This is a genomic window from Streptomyces sp. RPT161, assembly GCF_027533845.1.
Lineage (GTDB): Bacteria > Actinomycetota > Actinomycetes > Streptomycetales > Streptomycetaceae > Streptantibioticus_A > Streptantibioticus_A silvisoli_A.
This window is the reverse complement of sequence record NZ_JAPZVN010000031.1, coordinates 1-24736: the sequence shown is the minus strand read 5'-3', so window position 1 is coordinate 24736 and position 24736 is coordinate 1. Positions and strand designations below refer to the sequence as shown.

The 24736-nt window shown below is 72.2% G+C and carries 22 protein-coding genes; 6 read left to right on the top strand and 16 right to left on the bottom strand.

Features of this window, described 5'->3' with window-relative positions; translation table 11 throughout:
• Positions 1-36: 36 nt before the first annotated feature.
• From O5O46_RS32930 to O5O46_RS32875, 12 genes are all read right to left on the bottom strand, one after another.
• Positions 37-1260, bottom strand: coding sequence for an MFS transporter (locus O5O46_RS32930; protein ID WP_269859328.1), 1224 nt, complete (start codon positions 1258-1260; stop codon positions 37-39).
• Positions 1257-1844, bottom strand: a complete 588-nt coding sequence (locus O5O46_RS32925; protein ID WP_269859327.1) for a serine O-acetyltransferase — start codon at positions 1842-1844, stop codon at positions 1257-1259. The genes O5O46_RS32930 and O5O46_RS32925 overlap by 4 nt, the downstream gene beginning before the upstream one ends.
• Positions 1841-3136, bottom strand: a complete 1296-nt coding sequence (locus O5O46_RS32920; RefSeq protein WP_269859326.1) for an ATP-grasp domain-containing protein — start codon at positions 3134-3136, stop codon at positions 1841-1843. The genes O5O46_RS32925 and O5O46_RS32920 overlap by 4 nt, the downstream gene beginning before the upstream one ends.
• 2 nt (positions 3137-3138) lie before the next feature.
• Positions 3139-4068, bottom strand: a complete 930-nt coding sequence (locus O5O46_RS32915) for an isopenicillin N synthase family dioxygenase (protein WP_269859325.1) — start codon at positions 4066-4068, stop codon at positions 3139-3141.
• A 28-nt stretch (positions 4069-4096) separates the two neighbouring features.
• On the bottom strand, positions 4097-7381 hold the full coding sequence (locus O5O46_RS32910) for an ATP-grasp domain-containing protein (protein ID WP_269859324.1): 3285 nt from the start codon (positions 7379-7381) through the stop codon (positions 4097-4099).
• Between the two features lie 2 nt (positions 7382-7383).
• Positions 7384-8031 (bottom strand): class I SAM-dependent methyltransferase, encoded by a 648-nt coding sequence (locus O5O46_RS32905; RefSeq protein WP_269859323.1) that lies wholly within the window; start codon positions 8029-8031, stop codon positions 7384-7386.
• A complete protein-coding gene (locus tag O5O46_RS32900; protein WP_269859322.1) occupies positions 8015-9067 on the bottom strand; it encodes a PLP-dependent lyase/thiolase in 1053 nt (350 codons plus the stop codon). The genes O5O46_RS32905 and O5O46_RS32900 overlap by 17 nt, the downstream gene beginning before the upstream one ends.
• On the bottom strand, positions 9064-10017 hold the full coding sequence (locus O5O46_RS32895; protein ID WP_269859321.1) for a formylglycine-generating enzyme family protein: 954 nt from the start codon (positions 10015-10017) through the stop codon (positions 9064-9066). Before O5O46_RS32895 ends, O5O46_RS32900 begins: the two co-directional genes overlap by 4 nt.
• 224 nt (positions 10018-10241) lie before the next feature.
• Positions 10242-10901, bottom strand: coding sequence for a GTP cyclohydrolase II (locus O5O46_RS32890; protein WP_269859320.1), 660 nt, complete (start codon positions 10899-10901; stop codon positions 10242-10244).
• A complete protein-coding gene (locus O5O46_RS32885) occupies positions 10898-12754 on the bottom strand; it encodes a WD40 repeat domain-containing protein (RefSeq protein ID WP_269859319.1) in 1857 nt (618 codons plus the stop codon). The genes O5O46_RS32890 and O5O46_RS32885 overlap by 4 nt, the downstream gene beginning before the upstream one ends.
• Positions 12755-13001: 247 nt before the next feature.
• On the bottom strand, positions 13002-13913 hold the full coding sequence (locus O5O46_RS32880; protein ID WP_269859318.1) for a helix-turn-helix domain-containing protein: 912 nt from the start codon (positions 13911-13913) through the stop codon (positions 13002-13004).
• 110 nt (positions 13914-14023) lie between these two features.
• Positions 14024-14260 carry a DUF397 domain-containing protein gene (locus O5O46_RS32875; RefSeq protein WP_269859317.1) on the bottom strand — a complete coding sequence of 79 codons (237 nt, stop codon included), beginning with the start codon at positions 14258-14260 and terminating at the stop codon, positions 14024-14026.
• Positions 14261-14485: 225 nt separating this feature from the next.
• On the opposite strand from O5O46_RS32875, the gene O5O46_RS32870 reads away from it, so the two are divergent.
• A complete protein-coding gene (locus tag O5O46_RS32870) occupies positions 14486-15007 on the top strand; it encodes an ATP-binding protein (protein ID WP_269859316.1) in 522 nt (173 codons plus the stop codon).
• A gap of 4 nt (positions 15008-15011) precedes the next feature.
• On the opposite strand, the gene O5O46_RS32865 is transcribed toward O5O46_RS32870, so the two are convergent.
• The 4 genes from O5O46_RS32865 to O5O46_RS32850 form a co-directional block, all read right to left on the bottom strand.
• Entirely contained in the window at positions 15012-15854 is an 843-nt protein-coding gene (locus O5O46_RS32865) for an SAM-dependent methyltransferase (protein WP_269859315.1), read from the bottom strand.
• Positions 15855-15935: 81 nt separating this feature from the next.
• Entirely contained in the window at positions 15936-16730 is a 795-nt protein-coding gene (locus O5O46_RS32860; RefSeq protein ID WP_269859314.1) for a DeoR/GlpR family DNA-binding transcription regulator, read from the bottom strand.
• A gap of 122 nt (positions 16731-16852) precedes the next feature.
• Entirely contained in the window at positions 16853-17710 is an 858-nt protein-coding gene (locus tag O5O46_RS32855; protein WP_269859313.1) for a class II fructose-bisphosphate aldolase, read from the bottom strand.
• A gap of 39 nt (positions 17711-17749) precedes the next feature.
• A complete protein-coding gene (locus O5O46_RS32850) occupies positions 17750-18655 on the bottom strand; it encodes an SIS domain-containing protein (protein WP_269859312.1) in 906 nt (301 codons plus the stop codon).
• A 223-nt stretch (positions 18656-18878) separates the two neighbouring features.
• Here O5O46_RS32850 and O5O46_RS32845 point away from each other — a divergent pair, with 223 nt between their 5' ends.
• The 5 genes from O5O46_RS32845 to O5O46_RS32825 all read left to right on the top strand — a co-directional run.
• Positions 18879-20318: a sugar porter family MFS transporter gene (locus O5O46_RS32845; RefSeq protein WP_269859311.1), complete on the top strand. Its 1440-nt coding sequence runs from the start codon at positions 18879-18881 to the stop codon at positions 20316-20318.
• A 99-nt stretch (positions 20319-20417) separates the two neighbouring features.
• Complete coding sequence (locus O5O46_RS32840; RefSeq protein WP_269859310.1) at positions 20418-21650, top strand: glycoside hydrolase family 27 protein; 1233 nt, start codon at positions 20418-20420, stop codon at positions 21648-21650.
• 405 nt (positions 21651-22055) lie between these two features.
• A complete protein-coding gene (locus O5O46_RS32835; protein WP_269859309.1) occupies positions 22056-22730 on the top strand; it encodes a response regulator in 675 nt (224 codons plus the stop codon).
• Positions 22727-23890 carry a sensor histidine kinase gene (locus tag O5O46_RS32830; RefSeq protein ID WP_269859308.1) on the top strand — a complete coding sequence of 388 codons (1164 nt, stop codon included), beginning with the start codon at positions 22727-22729 and terminating at the stop codon, positions 23888-23890. The genes O5O46_RS32835 and O5O46_RS32830 overlap by 4 nt, the downstream gene beginning before the upstream one ends.
• A 115-nt stretch (positions 23891-24005) precedes the next feature.
• Positions 24006-24736 (top strand): Hsp70 family protein (locus O5O46_RS32825; protein ID WP_269859307.1); only part of this gene is annotated, 731 nt, incomplete at its 3' end.

Sequence of the window (24736 nt, the reverse complement as noted above, 5' to 3'; positions counted from 1 at the left end):
CCCGGCGGCGCCAACCGGCGGCCGGGTGGCGGGAGTTTACGCGCTGACGGCGCTCTGCTCGGCGGTGCGTTCGGCGCCGCGGAGCCGCGGTGCGGTGGGCAGCGCCAGGCACGCCAGGCCCAGCAGGGCGAACAGCAGCGCCCACGCGAACCAGCCGGGCCTGCCCAGCCCGAGGCCGAGGCTGACCAGCGTCGGGCCGACCACCGTCGCGGCGGCGAAGCCCAGGTTGAACGTCGCCAGATAGACCGGCCGCCGCTCCTGCGGGGTGTGCGCCAGCGCCAGGCTCAGTCCCCCCGAGGTGATGTACAGCTCGGCGCCCGTCATCAGCAGCACGGTGAGCACCACGGCGGCCAGCGGCAGCGCGCCGCGCCCGAACCCGGTGAGCGGCGCGGCGAGCGCCCCGGCGGCCGCGAGCAGTCCGCCCGCCAGCATCATCGCGCGGGCTCTGCGCGGGTCCTGCGATCCCCGGCTGACCCGTACCTGCAAGAGCACCACGAGGACGGTGTTGAGGATCTGCACCAGTCCCACGCTCCAGGACGGGGCGTGGGTGCGCTGGGTGATCCACAGCGGCAGCCCGACGCCCAGCAGGATCGCCGACAGGGTCAACGCCCCGTAGCTGGCGGTGATCAGCAGGAACACCCGGTCCCGGCCCACCCCGGCCCCGCGCCGCGCCGCCGGCCGCTTGACCTCACCGGAGTCGGAGAAACCGCGCGAGATCACGGCGCACCCCACGAAGACGGCCGCCGCTGCCAGCATCACCCCCCGGTACGCCCACTGCTGCCCGATGGCGACCGCGGCACCTGACGGCAGCGCGCCGGCGGCCATACCGGCGTTGCGCAGCGCCCGCAGCCGGGCCAGCCCCGCGACGGCGCCCGCCGAGTCGGTGCCCGTGATCAGCACCGACTGCACCAGCGGGCCGATGCCGCGGTTCAGCAGCCCGCCGAACCCGGCGGCGAGCGCCGCCGTGGGCAGGTTCACCGCACAGGCCAACGCCACATACGAGGCCGCCCGGGCCAGGAACAGCCACCACAACGCCCGTCGCAGGCCGTGCCGTTGGGCGAACCGGGCGATGGGCAGGGCGCCGAGCAGCGAGGTGATGCCGGTGATGCCGAGCACCAGGCCGATCTGGTCGTTCGGCATGCGCACGGCCTGGTTGAGGTAGACGGCCGAGAACGCCAGGTACATGCCGAGCCCGGTGGAGTCCGCGAGGCCCACGGCGTAGATCCGGCGGCGTGCGGAGGTCGTGCGGTCACGGCTCATCTGGGGCCTCCGGGGCGGTCGTTGGTGACGAGTTCATGGGCCCTGATCGGGCAGTCGTCGGCCACGGTGATCGGTCCCAGCAGCGAGGCGCCGACGCCGATGGTGACCCGGTCGCCCACCACGGGGTGCCGCCGGGCACCGGGTCCGCCGTCCTGCCACCAGCCGCGGGAGCCGAGCGTCACCTGGTGATAGATCGTCACATCGTTGCCCACGACGGCCGTTTCCCCGATCACCACACCGAATCCGTGGTCGATGAAGACCCGGCGGCCGATCCGGGCACCGGCGTGGATCTCCATCCCGGAGACCACCCGGGCCACCCAGGTGAGCAGCCCGGGACCGAACCGCCGCCCCCGCACGTGCAGCCGGTGGGCGAGCCGGTACAGCACCAGCCCCTGCCAGGGCGGGTGCAGCGCGGCGTCCAGCAGCGTCGCCCGGGAGGGGTCGCGGTCGACGACCGTGCGCAGGTCCTCCGCGACGGTACGCAGGAGGCCGGTGAGTCCCTCGTCGTGCCTGGGCAGTTGGGGCGGGGGGCCGGTGGCGGAGCGGGCGCGTCTGGTACCGCGTGGGAGGGTCGACTGGTTCACCGCAACGCTCCCTGCCGCTCGTCGACCGGTTCCAGCCGGATGTCCAGGTACCGCTCGACGGCCTCCGCGGTGTGCCGTGCCTCGTCGGTACTGTCGGCCACCACCGTGAAGGCGGCCAGGTGCTGGGTGGTGTCGCGCCGTGCCTGCTGCCCCGGGCGGAACCGCAGCCCCAGCCGGACGAGTCGCGGGAACGCCGCCCGCACCTCCTCCACGGTGCGCTGGGAGACCACCCGCCACTCCCCCGCCGGAATGGGCACGAAGCGGAACCAGGCGACGGAGGTGGTCCGCGGCCTGGGCGCCGGCCGCAACCCCAGGGCGGTACGGGCGATCTCCCGGGCGAAGTCGTAACCGGCCGCCTCCCGCAGTAGGTTGGGCAGCGGCCCCCCGGCCCTTGCGTTGACCTCGATCACCCGGGGGCCGTCGGGCAGCACGGCGATCTCTGTGTGCACCGCGCCGTGGGTGAGCCCGATGGCCTTGATCGCCTGGTCCGCGCAGTCGACCACCCGCCGGGCGGTCGGCTCGTCCAAACGGCTCGGTAGCACCAGCCCTTCCTCGACGTAGCCGTGCCGCAGCCGAAGCCGGTCGCTGACCGCGAGGTGTTGCGCCGCGCCGTGGAACAGCAGCGACTCCACGCTCACATAGTCCGCGTACGGCGAGGGGGCGGTGCCCTCCAGCGGCATGGGCTCCTCCAGCAGGAAGGCGTCGTCCCGCTGGATGAAGGGAGTGTCGGCGCCGAGCCCGCGGCGGAACGCGTCCGCCAACTCCCCGGCGGTGGACACCAGGTGGACACCCTGGCTGCCCGCGCCCAGGGACGGCTTGAAGACCGCGGGCAGCCCGACCGCGGACACGGCGGCGGCCAGGTCGCCGTCGCCGCGGATCACCGCGGAGCGCGGCGACGGCACCGCGTGTGCGGCGAACGCCGCCCGCTGCCGGGCCTTGGACTGGGCGACAGCGACGGCTCGCGGGCTGTTGCCGGGCAGGCCGAGTCGGTCGGCGATCTCGGCCTGGGGGCGCAGCAGGAGTTCCGAGTAGGTGACCACACCGTGCAGCGGTACCCGCCCGTGCAGCGCCACAGCCGCGTCCACCACGCCGTCGAGGCCGTCGGCGACCAGGAAGGCGCCGCCGCCGGGGGCCCGTTCCCATGCCTCGCGGGCGGCGTCGGGCGGACTCCATGCGGCGACGAACACCAGGGAGACGCGCGGTGTGGCGCGCCGGGCGGCGGCGAGCGCGTCGGCCGCGGACAGCCCGCCGACGCCCGCGATCAGCAACAGGTGCAACGGCTGCTCGGACATGGTCAGTTCACCTGCCGGGTGTCGAGCCGGTTGATCCGGTACATGGTGCGCTGGAACAGATCGTCGGCGGTGAGCGTGGGGAACCGCGCCGCCTCCCGCTCGCCGCGGGTCAGCGGGGTCAGCACGGTCCATGGCGCGGGATGGCAGAACTGGACGATGGACAGCCGTCCGCCGTGCTGCCCGGGCGCGGCCACCACCCGGTGCACGGCGGCCCGGGCCAGACCGCCGGTGAGCCGTTCCAGCACCATGCCGACGTTCATCACGGCGTGCCCGGCGGGCGCGTCCACGCTGAGCCATTCGCCGCCCTCCACCTGTACCTGCAACCCGGTGGCGGTGGCCCTGGGCAGCGCGGTGATCAGGTCGAAGTCCTGGTGTTCCACGGCCCATACGTGCCGCTGCGACGGGGCCTGGTCCATCGGCGGATACCAGGTGGCGCGGTTGACCACCGGGCCGTCCTCCAGCATCTCGGCGAAGTACCCGGGGTGTGCGCCGAGCGCGTCGCCGATGGCGGCGGCGACCTCGTGCTGGAAGCGCAGCATCCGGGTGTGCAGTTCGGTGAGTACGGCGCCGATGCCGGGGACCAGTTGGTCCGGCATCAGCGGTTCCGGATAGCGCGCCGGGTAGCGCACGGCCAGCGGGTGACCGGCGGGCAGCCGTACCCCCCAGTGGAAGAGTTCCTTCCAGTCGGCCGTCTCGCCCTTCTCCGCGGTCTCCACCAGCGGTGGTGTGTATCCGGACTGACCGTTGCTGCCGGGCACCCGGCAACCGCGCTTGTCCCGCGCGGGCAGTGCGAAGAACGCCTCAAGCAGTTGGTAGGCGTCGTCCAGCAGGGTTTCGGGGACGGTGTTGCGGACGAAGAAGAATCCGTCGCGCAGCGCGGTGCGCAGCCGCTGGTGCCCGCACCGGGCGGTGAGGTCGATTTCCTGGAGCATGCTTCCTTCCCTTTCCTCGGGCCCGGGTTCACCCCTGAGCGGGCTGCCTCAGCCGGATGCGGATGTCCCGTTCGGCCGCGGTCACCAGACGGCGGACCTCCGCGGCGGAGTCGTCGGCGAACACATGGGTGCTGATCCCGGTGCCGGAGAAGTCGGACGCGGGCGCGTAACCGCCGACGCGGACGTTGACGGTGCGGTGCAGCGCGCGGTCGGCGACCGCCGAGTCGTCGTACTCCTCCAGCCAGCCGCCGCCGGAGTAGTGCACCGTCCAACCGGCGTGCGCGGCAACGGGGTCGACCGCCAGTCGCCGGGGGTCCTCGCCCGCGTCGATCAGCACCTTGGCGTGCCGCAGGTCGATACCGCGGGTGGCCCGGAAGGCCCGGATCACCCCGGCGCCGCCCGGCCGGGCGGCCACCTCGCAGAACGTGAGCCGGTCGCCCTCGTCGAAGGCTTCCAGGTGCAGCACTCCGGCCCGCACCCGCCAGGCGGACACCACCTGGTCCAGCAACTCCCGGGCCTGGCCGCGGATCCGGGGATCGTCGCAGGTCTGCCCGGACAGCGGCTGGCCCCTGGTGTACGCCAGGGTGTCGCGGGCGTAGCGGGAGACGTCCCAGGCGACGAAGGAGCCGTACACCACGGCGTCGATGTGGCACATCGGGCCGGACACCAGTGCCTCGGCGAGATATCGGCCGGGGGCGAACCGGGTGCGCAGCCAGCGGTCGAGTTCGGCCCGGTCACGGCAGAACACCACGCCCTGCGATCCGGACAGGTCCCTGGGCTTGACCACCACCGCGCCGTGCCGTGCCAACAGCTCCCGCGCGTCGGCGGGTTCGTGGAGCACCCGTCCGTCGGCGTGCCGGATACCGGCGCTGCGGGCGATCCGCTTCATATCCGCCTTGTCCCGGAACGACCGGGCGTAGCCGACGGTGTCGCCGGGGAGGCCGAGGCTGCCGCGCAGGTTGGCCGCCCACTCCAGCAGCCGCTCGGACCCGCAGGCGATGCGGTGCACCGGATGGATGGCGTGCAGGGTGCGTACGGTGCGGTCGACCGCGTCGGTGTCCCAGACGTCGAGGCGTTGCAGATGGTCGACGGGCGCGGCGCAGCCGCCCGCCTGGGGGTGGCCGCTGAGCACGCTCACCCGGAAGCGCTCCGGGTCGAGCACCGGATCACCGTTGTCCTGGGTCCATGCCGCGCCTCCCGTGCGGTCGATCAGCACGACGTGCTCGCGCTCCAACGTGACGTGCCGGAAGACGAGTTGGGCTTCGATGCGAGCGCTGGCCGCCCGGCAGTCCGCCGCGTCCTCGCCTCGCACCACGTACGCCAGCCGCACCGGTCGGCCGCCGCCCTGACGCACGGTGCCGGGGGGCAGCGGGACGCGGACGTAGCTGACCCGCGGGTCGTCGTACAGCTCTGCCTCGGCGGTGGCCTGTACGACACGGAACGCCCCCTGTGGTCCGGCGAGTTCGCGCAGCAGTGCCGTGCCGGGGCGCGGCGGCATCCACCGGACGGGGTCGCCGAGAGCGGCGGCGGTCGCGGTGGCGATCACGTCGCGTGGGTGGAGTGCGTCCAGTAGCGCCCGGGACGTCTCGTCCAGCCCGGGCAGTACGGCCACGGGCCCGCCGTCGTCGGGGAATTCGCAGCGCACCAACCCTTCGGGGATATCGGCTCGCTGGATGGCGTCGGTCGCCTGGTCCAGCAGTTCGGCGGTCGGCCGGGGGCAGGGGTAGCGGAGGGTGCGGTGGCCCTCGGAGTCGAAGCCCAAGTCCTCGATGACACCCAGGTGGTGGATGTGGCCTCGGGCCACCAGCGCGACAGCGGTGCGTCCCTCGCCGGAAGTCGGCCGCCGCGCGGCGGACGGGGCGAAGGAGACGACGGCGTCCACCGGTTCGGCCAGCGCCCGGTCCGGTGCGTCGTACCAGGTTCCGGTGTAGCGCTCGGCCCAGCGGGACCTGACCGCCTGGGCCGCCGCCGGGTCGCCGCACCACAGGACGCTGACCCGGCCGGTGGCGGCGCCGATCGCGGCCAGGACCCGGTCGGGGGCCACGCCGTCAGGGGCGAGCAGCGCCAGCACATGGCGGCCGGTGTCGGCTTCGGGCACCCCGGTGATCGGCTCGTCCAGTGTGACGCGGATCCGCCGCGCGGTGCGCTCGGCGAGTTCGGCGGCCTCGGCCACCGTGGGCGCCTCGGCGAGCACATGGCCGATGCGGTCGTAGTTGTGCCGCATCGGCCGCACCACATCACCGGGCCGCACGCTCACCTTGCAGTCCCTGACGCCGGCGGGCAGTTGGTCGGGCAGCGTCACCGAGCGCACCCGTCCGCCGTGCTCGCACCACACATGGCGCAGCGCCACCGCCGCCACCGGCTCGGTCGCCTCGGCCACCGGACGCCCGGCGGCGAGCGCCGCCAGGTCCAGGCTCAACGAGCGGCCCAGCGCCAACTCCATCTGGCGGGTGACCACATGACCGGCGATCCGTCCGTTGACCTCGATCAGTTCCGGGCCGGTGGGGGTGATCAGCATCTCGATGTGCAACGGGCTGTCGCGCACCCCGAGGGCGGACACCACGTCAAGTGCGAACCTGCGGGCGGCGCCACGCCCCTCGAACGACGCCGGGAAGTGCCCGCCCAGTTCGGCCGTGGTACCCGGGCGGGTCGGCAGCCGCTCGGCGAACCCCAGCAGGATCGGCCGCCCGTCCCGCACCAGCAGCTCCGCGCTGACATGGCGGCCGACCGCGTACTCCTCCACCAGCGCCCGGGCTCCGCCCGGCGCCTGAAGGGCCGCCGCCAGGGCGCGTTCGGCCTCCTGGGGAGTCCATGCCACCGTCACGCCGATCGACGCATAGCCCGACAGCGGTTTGACGACGACCGGGTAGCCGATCGCGGCCGCCGCGTCGAGCCCGTCCGCGATCCCCTCGGCCCGACGCCAGCGCAGCGTGCCAAGACCGGCCCGGGTGAGCCGGTCGCGGACCGCCGCCTTGTCCCGCAGCAGGGCCACCGTCTCCACCGCTTCGCCCGGCAGGCCCAGGTCGCGGGCGAGCTGGGCGGCGGCCGGTACGCAGCGTTCGGTGACGCAGAAGACCCCGTCCGGCGGGGTCGGGCCGAGGCGGTCACGTATCTGGTCGGCCAGGTCCGCGACGCCCTCCGTCTCGGGCACCTCGATCACCCGGGCGGCGCGCCGGTGCCGTTCGAAGCCGGGAGAACCGGCGTACGCGGCGAGGCTCTTGACCACCAGGGAGACCTCGACGCCCGCGTCGACCAGGTCGTCGAGGTAGTCGAAGCCGCGGGAGAGCGCGACCTCAAGCATCACGATGTGCACGGTCAGCTCCTGACGAAGGCGAGGGCCAGGTACTTCAGCCAGTGGCCCTGGTAGTTGAACTGCCGGTCGATGACGGCCCGTTGGGTCGCCGTGAGTCCTGACCGGGCGAACAGCTCGGTGACCGCGGACTCGGTCAGCCACCAGTTGAGCCGTCCGTCCGCCAGCGGCTTGGCCACCACCTCCGCCGTCGGGCTGAGGAAGCAGCTGACCACCCACACCCCGCCCGGCCGCAGCAGGGCGCGGCCGTGCTCCACCCAGCCCGGCCACTCCTCGCGGCGCTGGTGGTGCAGGCAGCCGTTGTCCACCAGCAGGTCCACCGGGCCTTCGGCGAAGGACAGGAAGTCACCCTGCCGGAAGCGCGCGGTGCCGTACACGGGCCGCCGCGCGTCCCAGACGTCCAGCAGGTCGAGGCCGACCACGTCGGCGTCCAGCCGTTCGGCGAGCTGTACGGTCTGGTGCCCCCGACCGCAGCCGACGTCCAGCACCCGCCGGGTGCCGTGTACGGGCAGTGGGGCGTTCGCGGTCGCGAAGTCGGTCACCTTGTCGTTGGTGGGTGCCCCGGTCCAGGAGTCCTTGCCCGCCTGGTACCAGTGCTCGAAGGAGTCCCGTACGATCCGCCGGTATCCGGGGTAGTCAGTCTCCTGCCGCATGTGCCCACTCCTCGATCGTTCCTCGTCCGGCCACCACCGCGACCGCCTCCCGCCCGGCCGGGCCGTGGTCCAGTTCCCGTGACGCCTGGAGCCAGGCGCCCGCACCGCTGCTGGAGACCGCGAGCCCGTGCGCCGACCTCAAGTGCCGCATCGCGCGCAGCGCTTCGGGGTACGCGACGGTGCGGAAGGTGAACCGCTCCTGGTACGGGGCGAGCAGTGGTTGCAGCAGTCCGTGTCCCAGTCCCCCGGTGCCGTTCATCCGCGGTGTGCCGTCCGGCGGTGCCGGATCGCCGTACGGCGCCTCGGCCGGGAACACCGCCAACGCGCCGCAGTCCGGCCAGCGTTCACGCAGCGCGAGGGCCACGCCCAGCGCGGTGCCGCCGGAGCCGACGCAGGCGGCGAGTACCGCTGGCGTGACGCCCTCGGCGGCCAGCCGCTCGGCGATCTCGGCACCGGTGTGCTCGCGGTGCATGGCCGCGGCCTGCGCCGCGCAGTGCTGGAGCAGCAGATACCGCTCCTCGGCCGCGGCCACCCGCACCGCCTCGTCCAGCGCGCCCAGGAAGCCGGTGCCCGGCCGCCCGGCGGACACCTGTGCGCCGTGTCCGCGCAGCGTCCGCCGCAGGCGCTCCGGCGAGCCGTGCGGCACCACCAGACGCAGGTCGATGCCGAGCAGCGCGCAGAACTCGGCGAGCGCCAGGGCGAGGCTGCCGCCGGAGTACTCCACGATCCGCACCCGGGCCGAACCGGCCTGGGCGACCGCGGCGCACAGCAGCGCGTACGCCGTCCTGGCCTTGACCGTGCCGGCGGTGTTGGCCGACTCCAGCTTCAACCACACCCTGCCACGGCCCAGTTCGCTGGGTACGGCGGTCATCGGCGTCGCGCCCACGGCCGGGCGCAGCGCCGCCAGCTCCGGCACCAGCCGGTGCGCCGCGCGCTCCACCTCCGCGAAGGGCGCCTCGATGTCGGCCCGCCGCGGCGCCCGTTCGGCCAGGGCCCGGGCAGCGTCGGCCAACGGGCGGGCCGCTCCGGCGGTCATGCCGGGCGCTCGCTGGTCGCCAGCCGGAAGCCCACCGGATACAGCGGCCCGGGAAAGGCGCCGTGCCGCCGCCTGGTCCTGGCCAGATCGCCGAACCGGCTGAAGCTGCCGCCCCGGGCGATCCGGTAGTCGCCCACAGCCTGCACCAGATGGTCACCCACGAACGGCCCACCGGGGTAGGGCGCGTAGCGGTCGGCGACGAACTCCTCGACGTTGCCCGCCATGTCGTCGACGCCGAACGGCGAGCGGCCGGACGGGAAGGCGCCCACCGGTGTGGTGGTGTGCACCCCGGTCTCCCGGGTGTTGGCGCGGGCCGGGTCGAACTCGCCGCCCCACGGGAACTCCCGGCCGTCGCTGCCCTTGGCGGCGTACTCCCACTCGGCCTCGGTGGGCAGCCGCCACGGGTGCCCGGTGCGCCGGGTCAGCCAGGCCGCGTAGGCGTCGGCCTCCGGGGGGGAGATCCCGGCCACCGGGTGGTTGGCGCGGTCCCACGGGTAGGCGCCCAGGTGCCAGGTGCTGGGCCGGTGTTCCCGGCCGGTGTCGGCCAGGAAGTCGCGGTACTCGGCGTTGGTGACCGGATAGCGGCAGATCCAGTAGTCGTCCAGGCGCACGCTGTGCGCCGGGGTCTCCTTCTCGATCCACGACGCCACCACACCCACATGTGCCCAGGCGGCCGTGATGCGGGCGACCTCGGCCGGGTCCAGGCCCAACTCGGCGGTTCCGCCGGGCACATGGCAGGTGGCCGGGACCGGAGTGAGCCGGGGGTCCCCGAGCACCGCGAGCACGGTTCCGGCGGCGAGCCGGTCGGCGAGCGGCACCTGGGCGTCCTCCACCACCCGGGCCAGGTCGGCCGGGTCCAGGCGCGACGACACGGCGGCGGGCGGCACCCTGCCCGGTTCGGCCAGCGCGGCATGCTCCACGAAGTGCGGGGAGGCCGCGACCTCGGCCAAGGAGGGGCCGGTAGCTCCGACGGGTCCCGGTGGCTTCGCCCCCGCCGGGCCGCGCCGTTCGGGGTGCTGACGATCGCGGGGGGCATGCTCCGCCGGTGCGGGTCCCGGCCCGGCCTTGAGGCCTGGGGGCCTGCCCCCGGGAAGGTCAGCCGCGGCGGCGGGCGACGGCGCGGTCCCGCGGTCTTCGGACCCGCCGCGACCGTCGCGCTCCGGAACGAGACGACCTAGTTCCACGGAACCTCTCCTCGCTGTCCGCTCAGCGTGTGGCCGCCGAGCCGGGCCTTGGCCTCCAGATAGCCGGCGTTCTCCGCGGTGAGGTGAACGCCGGTGGGCACGACCGCCGCGACGTCGATGCCGAGGGCGCGCAACTGGGCGGTCTTGTCCGGGTTGTTGGTCAGCAGCCGGATCCGGTCCAGGCCGAGGGCGCGCAGCATGGCGGCGGCGGCCGAGTAGTCCCGCTCGTCGGCGCCGCGGCCGATCCTGCGGTTCGCCTCGAAGGTGTCGATCTGCCGGTCCTGGAGCAGATAGGTGTCCAGCTTGTTGTACAGACCGATGCCGCGCCCCTCCTGGCGCAGGTAGAGCACGGCCCCGCCCTCCTCGGCGATCAGCCTCAGCGCCTCGTCCAGTTGGGGGCCGCAGTCACAGCGGGCCGAGCCGAACACGTCCCCGGTGAGGCATTCGCTGTGCAGCCGGACCAGGGGTGCCCTGTCGGCCGCGGTACGGGGTGCGGGCAGTACGCAGGCGACGTGCTCGGCGCCGTCCGGCAGCCCGTGGAAGGTGACCAGTTCGGCGCGGCGGCCGGTTGCGCGGTCCAGGGTGACGCCCACTCTGGCGCGCACGGTGGCCGGGGCGGAGAGCGTGGTGTCGGGGACGGTGGTGCTCATGCGATCACCATCTCGCCGTCCAGGCGGGCGGACTCGTGCGAGGCCAGCAGTTCCTGCAACCGCAGCGAGCGCACCACCCGTGTCCGGCCGGGGCCGCCGCGTTCCACGACCACCACCCGGCCGTCCCAGCCCGCGGCGGCCATCCGGTCGTCGTCCAGCCGCAGCATGCAGGACAGGCCCTGCCCGAACTCGGCGACCACCCGGCCCGAGGCGAGGGTGCCCGCGTTGTCCCGCCAGTCGACCTCCCAGGCGTACAGCCCGAAGTCGTAGCTGCCCGCCAGGACCACCGGCGACTGCGCAGTGCCCAGCAGGCCGACGCACTTGACCGACTCGTCCGGACCCAGCAGCGTCTGCGTCTGCCGTACGGTTCCGTCGGACGGGTCCAGCCTGCCGACCTTGACGGTGTGGTCGCGGGAGGCGCTGGCGGCCACCGACCCGCCGAGCCCGGCGACGGCGTTGACCAGGTTGCCGTGCTCCCACAGCACCCTTCGGTCGCGGAACGAGCCGATCGCGACGGTACGGTCGGTGGCCGCGGACAGGAATCCGCCGTCGGGCAGCGCGGCCAGCGACTTCACCGAACCGCCGTGCGCCTCCCATCGGTCGACCACCGCCAGGGTGTCCGGATCCACGGCGATGAACTCGCCGTTGTAGGTCCCGGCGACCAGCAGTTCACCGTCGAGGCAGAGCGACGGCAGCGGCGCGCCCAGCTGCCCGCTGACCCTGCGGGCGCCGTCGAACGCCACCAGGTGGCCGGAGTACGTTCCGGCGTAGAGCACACCGTCCCGCACGGCCAGGGAGAGGATCGGGCCGTCCGCCACCTGGAGCACCTCGAAGGCGTCGTCGTCCAGGCCGATCGCCACGACGGCGCCCGAGTCGCAGCCCACCAGCAGCTGGTCGCCGCGCACCGCGAGGGCGTTGGGACCGTGGGTGGGCCGGGCGGGCGCCGCGATCTCGGTGCCGCTGGCCAGGTCGAGGATGTGCGGGCCGCCCCAGAAGCTGCCCGCCGCCACCAGGCCCCGTGCGGCCGACACCGAGCGCGGCCAGACGCGGGCGTCGTCCACCCGGTGCAGTCGCTGTCCGCCCCGGTCGAAGAAGTGCAGCGACCCGTCGTACGCCCCCACCACGAAGCAGGAGTCGTCGTCCGCCCAGTCCACGGTTCGGGCGGCCGAGCTTGAGACCTCGACCGTGCGCACCAGCTCCAGCTCGGCGGTGAGCAGGTCGACGGCGCCGTCGTCCCGTGCCACCGCGAGCACCTCACCGGAACGCGACCAGGCGCAGCCCTCGATGGACGAGGCATAGCGGCGGACGAACCTGGCCCCCGGCGCACCGGGCCCGGCCAGCTCGGTGACCGCCACCATGCCGTCCTCGCCCACCGTGGCGACGGTGCCGCGCACACTGACCGAGACCATCATGCAGTGCGCCTCGTGCGAGCCCACCTCGGTCAGGAAGGCACCGGTGAGCGCGTCCCACATGGTCGCCCGGCCGTCCTCGGAGACACAGATCAGCCGCTCGCCGTCCGGTAGCCAGGCAATGGAGTTGATGTCATCGGTGTGCCGGGCGAGCACGTTCACCAGATCGGTGGAACCGTCGTCCGACACCCGCCATACCGCGACCGTCTTGTCCGCCGACGCCGTGGCCAGCAGCGAGGCGACCGCCGGGTTCCAGGCCGCGGCGTTCACCAGTCTTCGGTGCCGAAGCCGGGCCAGTGTCAGGGGGTTTGACGGATCGCTGGTGTCCCATACCAGCGTGGTGCCGTCATAGGAACAGGTCGCCAGACGAAGACCGTCGCCACGCAGGGCGACGTGGGTGAGGGGAGCGGCATGCCCTGTCGAGCTGGCGGGCAGTTCGATCATGCGCATGGTGATGGCTTTCTAGGCGAAGACCACAGGACGGAAGGGGAGATGAGCTGTGCAGCGATCTCACCGAATCGTGTGGCAGCGCCGGTACGGCGAACAAAGGGCGCCGAACTACTTCGTCATATGCCAGAGAGGGCAAGGCCGTTCGGCCGTGCCCTCATCGCACCGGTTCCAGTCAGCGGCGGGTCGCCCGCCGCCACGGCGGGTTTCCCCGCGGGCAGGCGCGAAGCCCCGCCTTGCTTGCTCAGCGGAGCTGCTGCAGCAGTTCCTTGATGAACTTGACGGACTCCCTGGGCGGTTCTGCCTCCGCGCACAGGCGGTCCATCACACTCAGGTAGTTGTCGACCTCGTCCAGCTTGTCGAGATAGAGCGCGCTGGTGAGCTGCTCCAGGTAGACGATGTCGGGCAGGTCCGGTTCCTGGAAGCGCAGGATGGTGATCGGGCCGCCCGCCGCGGCGATTCCGCCCAGGTGGAACGGGGCGACCTGCAAGGTGATGTTCGGCAGCTCGGCAGCCTTGAGCAGATGCTCCAGCTGGGTCCGCATCGCCTCGGCGCCACCCAGCGGACGGCGCAGCGCGGCCTCGTCCACGACGGCCCACAGCCGGGGCGCGTTGGGCGCGGTCAGCAGGCGCTGGCGGGCCATGCGCAGTTCGACCCGGCGGTCGATCTCACGCAGCGAGGCGTTCGGGTAGCCGAGCCGGGTGACGGAGCGTGCGTACTGCTCGGTCTGGAGCAGGCCGGGGATGAACTGGACCTCGTAGGTCCGGATGATCGAGGCGGCCTCTTCCAGGCCGATGTGCGTCTCGAACCAACTGGGCAGCACATCGCCGTACTGGTTCCACCAGCCGGGAGTGCTCGCCTGGCGGGCCAGGGTGAGGTAGTCGGCGCGTTCCTGCTCGTCCAACACGCCGTAGAGGGTGAGCAGGTCGGAGACGTCGCGCTCCTTGAAGCTCACCCGGCCGAGTTCCAGACGGCTGATCTTGGCGTGCGAGCCGCGGATCGCGTCGCCCGCCGCCTCCCGGGTGATCCCGCACTGCTCGCGGAGCCTGCGCAGTTGGGTGCCCAGCACGATGCGCAGGACGGTGGGTCCGCCCCTCGGGTGTTCGAGGTAGCGCCTTATTGACGCTTCTTCGCTCGGCCGCATCATGGCGGACATTCCAACTCTCCTGTGCGACTGGGTACTTCCCCCAGTCTGGCATCCGCGCCGCCCTCCGGTACAGCCGTGGGCGACACGGATGCGCTCCGTGTTGATCGTCGCGGTCCGGCTCAGCCGACCAGGGAGTCGAAGTCGCCGTCCTTCGCCCCGCCGATGAAGGCGATCATCTCCTCACGGGTGTAGATCAGCGCGGGCCCTTCGGGGTGGCGGGAGTTGCGGACCGCGTACTGGCCGTCGGGCAGCGCGGCGAGTTCCACGCAGTTGCCACTGGGGTTGCTCCGACGGCTCTTTCGCCAGACCGCCCCCTCGATCCGAGTGGCCTGCACACCGTTGTCGATCTGCTGCATCCCCGTCGCTCCTTTGCCGCCGCACACGGTGACCACCGGGTGAGCCGCGCATAACTGACGCTGCATCAACTTCCCGTGCACGTGCATCCGTTCTTGCAGATGTACTTACCGGTGTCCTTACGACTGTAATTGCAGATGTGCTTGCAGCGCCACCGCGCATCGGGGGATAGTGGACCCGGGAGGCCCGTCCGCAACGACTGCCCGAGAGGTTCCACGGAGATCGTGATGACCACACATCCGGCCGATTCAGCAGGCAACGCCGCACCCGACGGTTCCGGCAGGCACTGGCTGGCAATGGCCGCGAGGGGGGCCTTCCCGCTGGATGACAACGGCCAGGGGCCGAGTGGGTTCGCCGCCTGCGGTTTGGCCGGCGACCTCGAAGCGGCGGGCCAGGCACGCCAGTTCACCCGCTCCACGTTGACCGGCTGGGGCATGCCCGCCCTGGTGGACAACGCCGCGATCATCGTGTCCGAACTGCTGAGCAACGCCATGCGGTACGGACTGACGACGTCGGCCCAACTGCCCGTGCAGCCGCACCCGGTCTGGCTCGGACTGCTACGCCGGGGCACCACCGTGCTGTGCGCGGTGTGCGATCCCGGTACCGGCGTGCCGGTGCTCAAGGAGCCCGACTACCTCGCGGAGTCCGGGCGCGGGCTGCACGTCATCGACGCGCTCAGCGAGGCATGGGGCTGGACGCCGCCGGACCGCGGCGGAAAGGTGGTGTGGGCGGCGGTCTCGGCGGGATGAACGGTCAGATCTTGCGAGCCACTCCCCCGTACAGCGGGATGTCGGTGGGCGACAGCGATCCGGCCTCGATGTCCCCGGCGTCCGGGCGCCAGCGCTGCACCACCTCGATGCCGGGTTCCACCAGCTCCAACCCCGTGAAGAATTCGGCCACTTCGGCCTTGCTGCGGGCGCTCACCGTGGAGCCGGTGCGCTGGAAGTCCTCCGCGATCTCCTCCAGCGCCCGCCGCTCGAAGTCATCGGTCACATGGGTGAGCGCCAGGAAGCTGCCGCTGGGCAGCGCGTCGAGCAGCCGGGCCACGATCCGGTACGGGTCGCACTCCTTCGGTAACCAGTGGAGCACCGCGACCAGGGTGAGCGCGACGGGCCGGCCCAGATCGAGGGTGCGGGACAACTCGGGGTTGGCCAGTATGTCCTCCGGTCGGCACAGGTCACCGTGCAGATACGCGGTGCGGCCGTCGGGATGGCTGGTGTGCAGGGCGCGGGAGTGGGTGAGCACGATGGGGTCGTTGTCGGCGTAGACGATCCGCGACCGCGGGTCGACGGCCTGCACCACCTCGTGCAGGTTGGGCGAGGTGGGAATGCCGGTGCCGATGTCCAGGAACTGCCGAACCCCCGCCTCTTCGGCGAGATAGCGGGCCGCGCGGTGCATGAAGGCGCGGTTCTGCCGGGCGATCAGTGCGGAGTTGGGCAGTGCGAGCAGCGTCCGCTGGGCGGCCTCGCGATCCGCCGCGTAGTTGGTCTTGCCGCCGAGCAGGAAGTCGTACACCCGGGCGGCGTGCGGTCGGTCGGTGTGCAGTTCCACGGGCGCGCCCGCCCCTGACCGCATCCACTCCGGACCACGCCCCATCGCCCGCACGCCCCTTCCGCACCCCAAGATCATGTCAACGCCCTTGCCAGGCTAGCCTGTTGGGGCGGATTCCCGCGCCCTTCAGCCGGGCTCCGGGGCGGTGATCACCCGTAGGCCGCGGTCGGTGAACTCGCGACGGGTCTGCTCGTCGGCGCCGTCGTCGGTGATGAGGGTGTCGAACAGGTCGCAGGTGCCGATGGAGGCGAAGGCGCGCACACCGAGCTTGGACGAGTCGCAGACCACCACCGGACGGGTGGCGCGCTCGGCCATCAACCGGTTCACCCGGGCCTCGCGCTCGTCGGGCACGGTGGCACCGACCCGTGGGTCCAGGCCGTTCACCCCGATGAACGCGAGGTCCATGGTGACCTCGCGCAGTACCAGGTCACTGTAGGGGCCGACCAGTTCGTAGGAGCGGGGCTGGGCGACACCGCCGGTCAGCACGATCTTGATCTGCGGACGTACGGCGAGTTCGTTGGCGATGTTCAGGGCGTTGGTGACGACCGTCAGATGCGGATCGGGACCGGCCTCCGCCAGGTCCGGGCGGCTCGCCAGGGTGCGGGCGATCTCGGTGGTGGTGGTGCCGCCGCTGAGGCCCACCACGCTGCCGCGCGGCACCATGGCGCTCGCGGCCTGGGCGATCCGTCGTTTCTCCGCGGCGCGTTGGCTGCCCTTGTAGCGTATGGGCAGGTCGTAGGCGACGGAACTGAGCACCGCGCCACCGCGGGTGCGGGTCAGCAACTGCTGTTCCGCGAGGGTGTCCATGTCCCGGCGTACGGTGGCGGCGGACACACCCAGCTCCGCGGCGGCCTCCTCGACCCCCATCTGCCCTCGCTGGCCGAGCAGTTCGAGCAGGGCGGTCAGTCGTTCGTGCCGCAAGTTCGCCTCCCGCGGGGTTCGGGGTGATTGCTTTCTGGGGGCAGGCCCTCAGACCCCTTGCATTCTCGGGCAGGCCCCCGGGCCCCTTCCGCGCGGGTTCGCGGTGGTGCGGGTGGTCGGGGTCAGCTGGGGATGGGCTCGGGCGCGGGGGTGGTGATGACGCGCAGCAGGTCGGCCGCCGCCTCCGTGACCGCCTCGCGGGCCGGTCCCACGTACTTGCGGGAGTCGACCAGGGCCGGGTCTCCGGCCAGCCGTCGCCGTACCTCGGCGGTGAAGGCGGCGACCAGGTGGGTGGAGACGTTGATCTTCGTCATCCCGGCCGCGACGGCCCTGCGGATCTCCTCGTCCGGCACGCCCGACGAGCCGTGCAGCACCAGCGGCACCGGCAGCCGGTCGCGCAGCCTGGCGATCAGCTCCTTGTCGAGTTCCACGGTGCGCTCGCGCATGGCGTGCGAGGATCCGACGGCCACCGCCAGCGCGTCGACTCCGGTGGCGCGCACGAACGACAGCGCCTCGTCCGGATCGGTCCTGGCGCCCGGTGCGTGCACTCCGTCCTTGCCGCCCACCTCCCCCAACTCGGCTTCCACATAGACCTTCCGGTCATGGCACCAGGCGGTCAGCTCACCGGTCGTCGCCACGTTGCGGTCGTACGGCAGTGCCGAGGCGTCCACCATGACCGAGCCGATGCCCGCCGCGACGCCCTCGCGCAGCAGCGCCGGATCGGTGATGTGGTCCAGGTGCACGGCGATGGGGGCGCTGCTCGCCTCGGCCAGGGCCAGCGTGGCCCGGGCGAGCGGCAGCAGGCTGCCGTGGTAGCGGACGCAGTTCTCGCTGATCTGGAGGATCAGCGGCGCTCCGGCGCGCTCCGCCGCGGCGACCAGCGCCTCGGCCGTCTCCAGGTGCAGTACGTTGAAGGCGGCGGCGCCGCTGCCCGCGGCGACGGCGTCCCGCATCACGGACGCGGTGGTTGTCAGCGGCACGGCACGGTCCTCTCCGAGTTGTCCGTCAGGTTCTCGCGATCACGCGTTCAGGATGACGGACCGGGTCAGTGCGCGCGGCCTGTCGGGATCGAGGCCACGGGACCTGGCCCGCTCCAGCGCCACCCGCTGCACCAGCGCCAGTTCGGCCAGCGCGTCCCGGTCGTGGTGCACGAACAGCGCGCCGGTACGTCCCACGTCCGCCGCCAACTCGCCGCTTTCGGGGCCGAGCACCCAGGTGACCCGGCCCGGTGCGGCGATGGCGATCGGGCCGTGCCGGTACTCCAGCAGGGGGTACGCCTCGGTCCAGCTCTGCGACGCCTCGCGCATCTTGAGCGCGGCCTCGTTCGCCAGACCGTACGTCCAGCCGTGGCCCAGGAAGGTGAACTGCTCGGCCTTCACCCATGCCGGGTCGATCGGCTGGCGCAGCGCGTCCGCCACATCGCGTACCGCGCCGTCCACGTCCTCGCCGAGGTGGCGGCGGAGCAGCAGCAGCGCGGAGGTGGCGAAGCGGGTCTGCACCACCGACTTCTCGTCGGCGAACGGCAGCCCCACGACGGTGTCGCACACCTCGGTGATGGGGGTGTGCTGGTCGCCGACGACGGCGACGGTGCGGGTACGTCCCTTCAACAGGCCCATCAGCCGCAGTAGTTCGGTGGTGGTGCCGGAGCGGGTGATGGCCAGCACGGTGTCGTAGCCGCGGCCGACGAACGCCTGGCCCGCGGCGAACGCCTCCGAGGCGGCGAAGGCGTCGGTGACGCCGTGCCCGGCGCGCTCGCGCAGCGCCGCGTAGGACTGCGCCATGAACCACGACGTACCGCAGCCGACGACGGCGACCCGCTCACCGGGGGCGGGCAGCGGGACGTCGGCGGCGGCGATCTCGGCGGCCTGCCGCCATGCGTCCGGCTGGCTGTCGATTTCCTGCGCCATGTACTCGATCGCGGCCATCGATCCTTCTCTCCGGCTCTGAGTGATTTCTGGTGCGCGAAGTACACGCACTTCGATCAGCATCGCGCAAGAGTGGCCGTCTGTCCACGTTCCCCCGGCCCAGGGTCCGAACGCGGCGAGCCTGTTGACAGATGCTCAGTAGGGCCTGGATATTTGCAAAATCGATCAGCACAACCCCCAAAACCAATCAACGGTGGTTGCCGCTATGCCTCACCCGCCCCAGGTGTCCCCCACTGCCGCGCCGCGCTCCGGCGCCTACCGCACCGGTCGGCTGATCGCGCTGACCGGCGCCCTGGTGGGGGTGATCTACGGCTATGACACGGGCAGCATCTCGGGTGCCCTGGTCTTCCTGAGCAGGGACTTCCACCTCAGCTCCACCGAACAGGGCCTGGTCAACAGCGTTCTGGTGGTGGGCTCGATCCTGGGGGCGATCGCGGGCGGCCGGATCGCCGACGCGTTGGGCCGCCGTAGGACGATGGTGCTGGTGGCCGCCGCCTACGCGGTGTTCGTCGCGCTGTCCGCGTTCGCGCCCAACGTGGCCGTGCTGGACGCGATGCGCTTCCTGCTCGGTGTGGCGATCGGCGTGTGCATCGTCGCGGCGCCGCTGTACATCGCCGAGTCCACTCCGGCCCGTATCCGGGGCGCCGCGACCGCCACCTACCAGGTGGCCTGCGTCGCGGGCATCACCATCACCTACTTCGTCAACTGGGGCCTGGCGGGTGGCGGTCACTGGCGGTGGATGCTCGGTCTGTCCGCCGTCCCCGCGGCGCTCATCGCCGTTCCGCTGCTGCTCCTGCCGGACACCCCGCGCTGGTACGTGCTCAGGGGCCGGGACGCGGAGGCGGTGCGGGTGCTGCGGCTGGTCGACCCCGATGTCGACGCGGAGTCGGAGACCCGGGCCATCGCGGCGGAGATCCGCCAGGAGCGCGGCGGCCACGACGGCCTGGCCGCCATGTTCCGGCCGCCGTACGCCCGGGCCACGGTGTTCGTGCTGGCGCTGGGCTTCTTCTGCCAGATCACCGGCATCAACGCGGTCACGTACTACAGTCCCGAGATCTTCCAGAAGATGGGCTTCACCGGCAGCGGCCAGAACTTCCTGCTGCCGTCCATCGTGGAACTCGCCTCGCTGGTGGCCACCGTGCTGGCGCTGTTCATCGTGGACCGGTTCGGGCGGCGGGTGGTGCTGTTCTGCGGGATCGGCACCATGCTGGGCGCTCTGGTGGTGCTCACCGCCGTCTTCGGGCTCACCTCGCTGCACGGGGCGGCGACCTGGGTGGGCTTCACCGCGCTGCTGCTGTTCACGGCCGCGTTCAACTTCGGCTTCGGCTCGCTGATCTGGGTCTACGCGAGCGAGGCGTTCCCGTCCCAGCTGCGCTCCATGGGCGCCTCGGCGATGCTCACCGCGGACCTGGTGGCCAACTTCCTGATCGCGCAGTTCTTCCCGTCGCTCATCGACCGGGTGGGCGCCACCTGGACGTTCGCGGGCTTCGCGGTACTGGCGCTGCTGGCCGTCGTGTTCGTGGCCCGGATGGCGCCGGAGACCAAGGGGCGGCGACTGGAGGAGATCCAGTCGTACTGGCGCAACGGCGGCCGGTGGCCCTCGGTCGACCGGTCAGCCAACGCTCCGGCGGCGGTTGGCGCCGCGCGCCGGGGCGAGGGCTAGCAGCCTCTTCCCGGGGGTTCTCCCCCGGCTCCCGTTTTCCGAGGCCTTCGCCCCTTCCGGGGCTTCGGTCCCCGGCCCTTCCCTCAACCGGAGGTTGTCATGTTCGCGAAAATAGCGGTAGCCGCCGCGCTCGCGCTCGTCACACCCGCGGCACTGCCCAGCACCCCCGCCGCGCACTCCAGCGGCCACCAGGGCCTGGCCGCCACACCACCCATGGGCTGGAACGACTGGTCGTACTACCAGTGCGGCATCAACGAGAAGCTCATCCTGGACCAGGGCAGGGCCCTGGTCCGCAGCGGGCTGGCCGCCAAGGGGTACAACACCGTCACCACGGACGACTGCTGGATGACCAAGGACCGCGACGCCTCCGGCAACCTCGTCTCCGATCCGCAGAAGTTCCCGGACGGCATGGCGTACGTCGGACGCCAACTGCACGCAATGGGGCTGAAGTTCGGCATCTACGAGGACGCGGGCACCCAGACCTGCGGCGGCTACGCGGGCAGTTGGCAGCACTACGACGCCGACGCCAGACTGTTCGCCAAGTGGGGCGTCGACTACCTCAAGCTCGACGGCTGCAACGTGCCCTCCGTTCCCGGGCAGTCCGACGAGGAGACCTACCGTCAGGCGTACGCCGGAATGAGCCGGGCGCTGCGCGACAGCGGCCGCAGGATCGTCTTCTCCGAGTCCGCCCCCGCGTACTTCCAGGGCACCTCCGACTGGTACACGGTGCTCGGCTGGGTGGCCAGGTACGGCAACCTGTGGCGCGAGGGCACCGACATCGCCCTCGGACAGGAGAGCGGCGCGGCCAAGTGGAAGAGCCTGCTGGGCAATTACGACTACAACGCGCCGCTGGGGAAGTACGCGGGCCCCGGGCACTGGAACGACCCGGACTTCCTGCTGGTCGGCGACCGCGGCCTGACCGCCGACGAGTCGCAGACGCAGATGACGCTGTGGGCGGAGATGGCCGCACCGCTGATCAGCAGCACCGACCTGACCAGGCTCTCTGCCCAGGCGCTGGCGATCCTCGGCAACCGCGACATCATCGCGGTCGACCAGGACCGCCTGGGCGTACAGGCCACCAGGGTGGTGCACACCGACACCCATGACGTGCTCACCAGGCCGCTGGCGAACGGCGACCGCGCCGTGGTCTTCCTCAACCGCGGCGACACCCCGCTCGCCATCAGTGCCCCGGCCAGCGCCCTCGGCTTCGGCAACGCCCAACGCCTGTACGGCAAGGACCTGGTGACCAAGCGCAGCAGCCGGTACGGCGGTTCGGTCACCGTCCAGGTCAGGCCGCACGCCACGGTGATGCTCCGGCTGCACGCGTCCTGAGCGCGCCTGTGTCCCTGGGCGCGGCCGCGCCCAGGGACACAGGCGGCCACCGGTACTGCCGCCGCCGGATCCGCGTTCACGCGTGGGGGGATCGGCGGGTCCCGACGACGGGGGCCGGCTGCCTGCCACCACCGACCGGGCCACCCGTCGGCTGGCGTTCCACCCTCCCAGCGCCCGCCCGCGGCGAACACCCACCGCTCGACGGGGAGCGCACCTCCTACCGGAGGTACCCGATCAGACCTGGGAACGAGGGCCTGACGGCCATGTCACCCGGCGACTTATGACGGACGGTACACGGGCCGCTACGAATTGACTCTTCTGAGGCGATTCGGGCTGCGGTACGGTCACGCAGAGCATTTCTCATGGTTGTCGCACAGGTTTGGTGAGCAGGGCGGGAAACGCCGCATGACTGAAGTGGAAGCCCCTTCCCCGGTACGGGTGCTGATCGTCGACGACGAGGCGCTGATCAGATCCGGGCTGGCCATGATCCTCGGCAGCGCGCCGGACATCACGGTGGTGGCCAGCTGCGAGGGGGCCCAGGCACTCGCCGCGGTGCGCGACGAACGACCCGACGTGGTGCTGCTGGACATCCGGATGCCGGACGTGGACGGGCTCACCGTGCTGCGGCGGCTCACCGAGTTGCCCGACCCGCCGTACGTGGCGATGCTCACCACCTTCGACACCGACGAGTACCTCGGCGAGGCGCTGCGGCTCGGCGCGTCGGGGTTCCTGCTCAAGGACACCGACCCGGAGATCCTGGTGCGCTCGGTGCGCGCGGTGGCCACCGGTGCGGGCTGCCTGTCCCCCTCGGTGGTGCGAAGGCTGCGCCACCCCGCCAGGGCCGGGGCTTCGTACCAGGCCAGTGAGGCGGTCAGCGCGCTGTCACCGCGCGAGCGGCAGGTACTGGCGTATGTCGGGCAGGGGCTGTCCAACGCGGAGATCGGCGCCCGGATGCACATAGCGGTGGCCACCGTGAAGGACTACGTCCGGGCCGTGCTGACCAAGTTGGGGGTGGCGAACCGGATCCAGGCCGCCGTGCTGGCGGACCGGGTGGGGCTGGTCGAGGAGCAGGAACCGTGAGGCGCCGGGCAGGCGAGGCACAGACGATGCCGTTCCTGCGGTTCCTGTGGCGTACCCACTGCCGCTGGCAGCCGCGCGCCATCGACCTCGGCCTGGTGGCGCTGGCCGGTCTGGACGCCGCACTGAACTATCCCCCGCCGCGCGACTGGCACTTCTACGCGTCACTGGGCGCCGCCGCCATCCTGCTGCTCCGGCGGCGCTGGCCGCGCACCGTGCTGCTGGCCACCCTGCCCGGACTGTACGCGGGCAACGCGCTGATCGCCGCGATGGTCGCCGCCTACACCGTGGCCAGGACCGAGCGGCCAGTACGGCACAAGGCGCTGACCGCGCTGGTGGTGGCCGCGGGGGCGTTCATCCCCTGGCCGATCACCGGATTCTCCAAGGAGACGGTGAGCGACCTGGTGCAGCAGCTGATCTACGCGGTGATGCTGGGCGCCGGTCCGGTGATGCTGGGCCTGCTCGCCCAGACCAGGAAGGACCTGTCGGACCGGATCGCGGAGCTGGCGACGCTACGTGACCACGAACGGGCGCTGCACGCACAGACGGTGATAGCCAGGGAGCGGGCGCGGATCGCCCGGGAGATGCACGACGTGGTCTCGCACCAGGCGGGCCTGATCGCCGTGCAGGCGGGCGCGCTGGAGGTCACCGCGCGCGATCCGGACGTGAAGGAGGTCGCCGGAACGCTGCGCGGACTCGCGGTGGCCACGTTGGAGGAACTGCGCAGCATGATCCTGGTGCTGCGGGCGGCCGGTGCCGGACCGACGGAGCTCGCGCCACAGCCCACCCTCGCCGATCTGCCCGCGCTGGTGGACGCCTCCGAGGTGGACGCCCAGCTGCGGATCGACGGCGCGGACGGCATGCTGCTGCCCGAGCCGGTGGAACGGGCCGCCTACCGCACGGTGCAGGAGGCGCTGACCAACGTCCGCAAGCACGCCCCCGGGGCGGCCACCACCGTGTCGGTGCGGGTCGCGCCGGAGTCGCTGCGGGTGTGCGTGCGCAACGGCCCGGCCAGCGCTCACGCGCCGCGGCCCGATCTGCCGGGCGGCGGCCACGGCATCGTGGGTCTGCGGGAGCGGGCCACGCTGCTCGGCGGCACGCTGACGGCCGGGCCGGAACCGGACGGCGGCTTCGCGGTGCGGTTGAGCCTGCCGCTGGGCTGAGCGCCGGGCCCGACACCGCGCCCAGCCCGGCGGGCCGTCATCCACTGGTGATCGCCCCGGAGGCGGTGCACTCTGGAATCGACGGCCGGTCGCGGGCGCGAAGAGGAGAGCTGCCATGGCACGCTCAGTCGGTATTGACCTCGGTACGACGAACTCCGTGGTGTCCGTCCTGGAGGGTGGTGAGCCCACGGTCATCACCAACACGGAGGGGGCCCGCACCACCCCGTCGGTGGTGGCCTTCGCCAAGAGCGGCGAGGTGCTCGTCGGCGAGATCGCCAAGCGCCAGGCCATCACCAACGTGGAACGCACCGCCCGCTCGGTCAAGCGCCACGTGGGCGACCCGAACTGGCGCTTCCCGGAGACCGGGGACATCGACGGCAAGCGCTACACCGCCCAGGAGATCTCCGCCCGGGTGCTGCAGAAGCTCAAGCGCGACGCGGAGGCGTACCTGGGCGAGGACGTCACGGACGCCGTGATCACCGTACCCGCCTACTTCAACGACGCGCAGCGCACCGCCACCAAGGAGGCGGGCGAGATCGCCGGGCTGCGGGTGCTGCGGATCATCAACGAGCCGACCTCCGCCGCCCTCGCCTACGGCCTGGACAAGGAGAACGACCAGACCATCCTCGTCTTCGACCTGGGCGGCGGCACCTTCGACGTGTCGCTGCTGGAGATCGGCGAGGGCGTGGTCGAGGTGAAGGCCACCCACGGCGACACCCATCTGGGCGGTGACGACTGGGACGAGCGGATCGTGGAGCACTTGGTCAAGCAGTTCAAGAACGCCCACGGGGTGGACCTGTCCAAGGACAAGATGGCAGTGCAGCGGCTGCGCGAGGCCGCCGAGCG

Coding starts and splice junctions, on each gene's coding strand:
- O5O46_RS32930 (WP_269859328.1), bottom strand. CDS start 1,260: ATGAGCCGTGACCGCACGACCTCCGCACGCCGCCGGATCTACGCCGTG.
- O5O46_RS32920 (WP_269859326.1), bottom strand. CDS start 3,136: ATGTCCGAGCAGCCGTTGCACCTGTTGCTGATCGCGGGCGTCGGCGGG.
- O5O46_RS32915 (WP_269859325.1), bottom strand. CDS start 4,068: ATGCTCCAGGAAATCGACCTCACCGCCCGGTGCGGGCACCAGCGGCTG.
- O5O46_RS32905 (WP_269859323.1), bottom strand. CDS start 8,031: ATGCGGCAGGAGACTGACTACCCCGGATACCGGCGGATCGTACGGGAC.
- O5O46_RS32900 (WP_269859322.1), bottom strand. CDS start 9,067: ATGACCGCCGGAGCGGCCCGCCCGTTGGCCGACGCTGCCCGGGCCCTG.
- O5O46_RS32890 (WP_269859320.1), bottom strand. CDS start 10,901: ATGAGCACCACCGTCCCCGACACCACGCTCTCCGCCCCGGCCACCGTG.
- O5O46_RS32885 (WP_269859319.1), bottom strand. CDS start 12,754: ATGATCGAACTGCCCGCCAGCTCGACAGGGCATGCCGCTCCCCTCACC.
- O5O46_RS32880 (WP_269859318.1), bottom strand. CDS start 13,913: ATGTCCGCCATGATGCGGCCGAGCGAAGAAGCGTCAATAAGGCGCTAC.
- O5O46_RS32875 (WP_269859317.1), bottom strand. CDS start 14,260: ATGCAGCAGATCGACAACGGTGTGCAGGCCACTCGGATCGAGGGGGCG.
- O5O46_RS32870 (WP_269859316.1), top strand. CDS start 14,486: ATGACCACACATCCGGCCGATTCAGCAGGCAACGCCGCACCCGACGGT.
- O5O46_RS32865 (WP_269859315.1), bottom strand. CDS start 15,854: ATGGGGCGTGGTCCGGAGTGGATGCGGTCAGGGGCGGGCGCGCCCGTG.
- O5O46_RS32850 (WP_269859312.1), bottom strand. CDS start 18,655: ATGGCCGCGATCGAGTACATGGCGCAGGAAATCGACAGCCAGCCGGAC.
- O5O46_RS32840 (WP_269859310.1), top strand. CDS start 20,418: ATGTTCGCGAAAATAGCGGTAGCCGCCGCGCTCGCGCTCGTCACACCC.
- O5O46_RS32835 (WP_269859309.1), top strand. CDS start 22,056: ATGACTGAAGTGGAAGCCCCTTCCCCGGTACGGGTGCTGATCGTCGAC.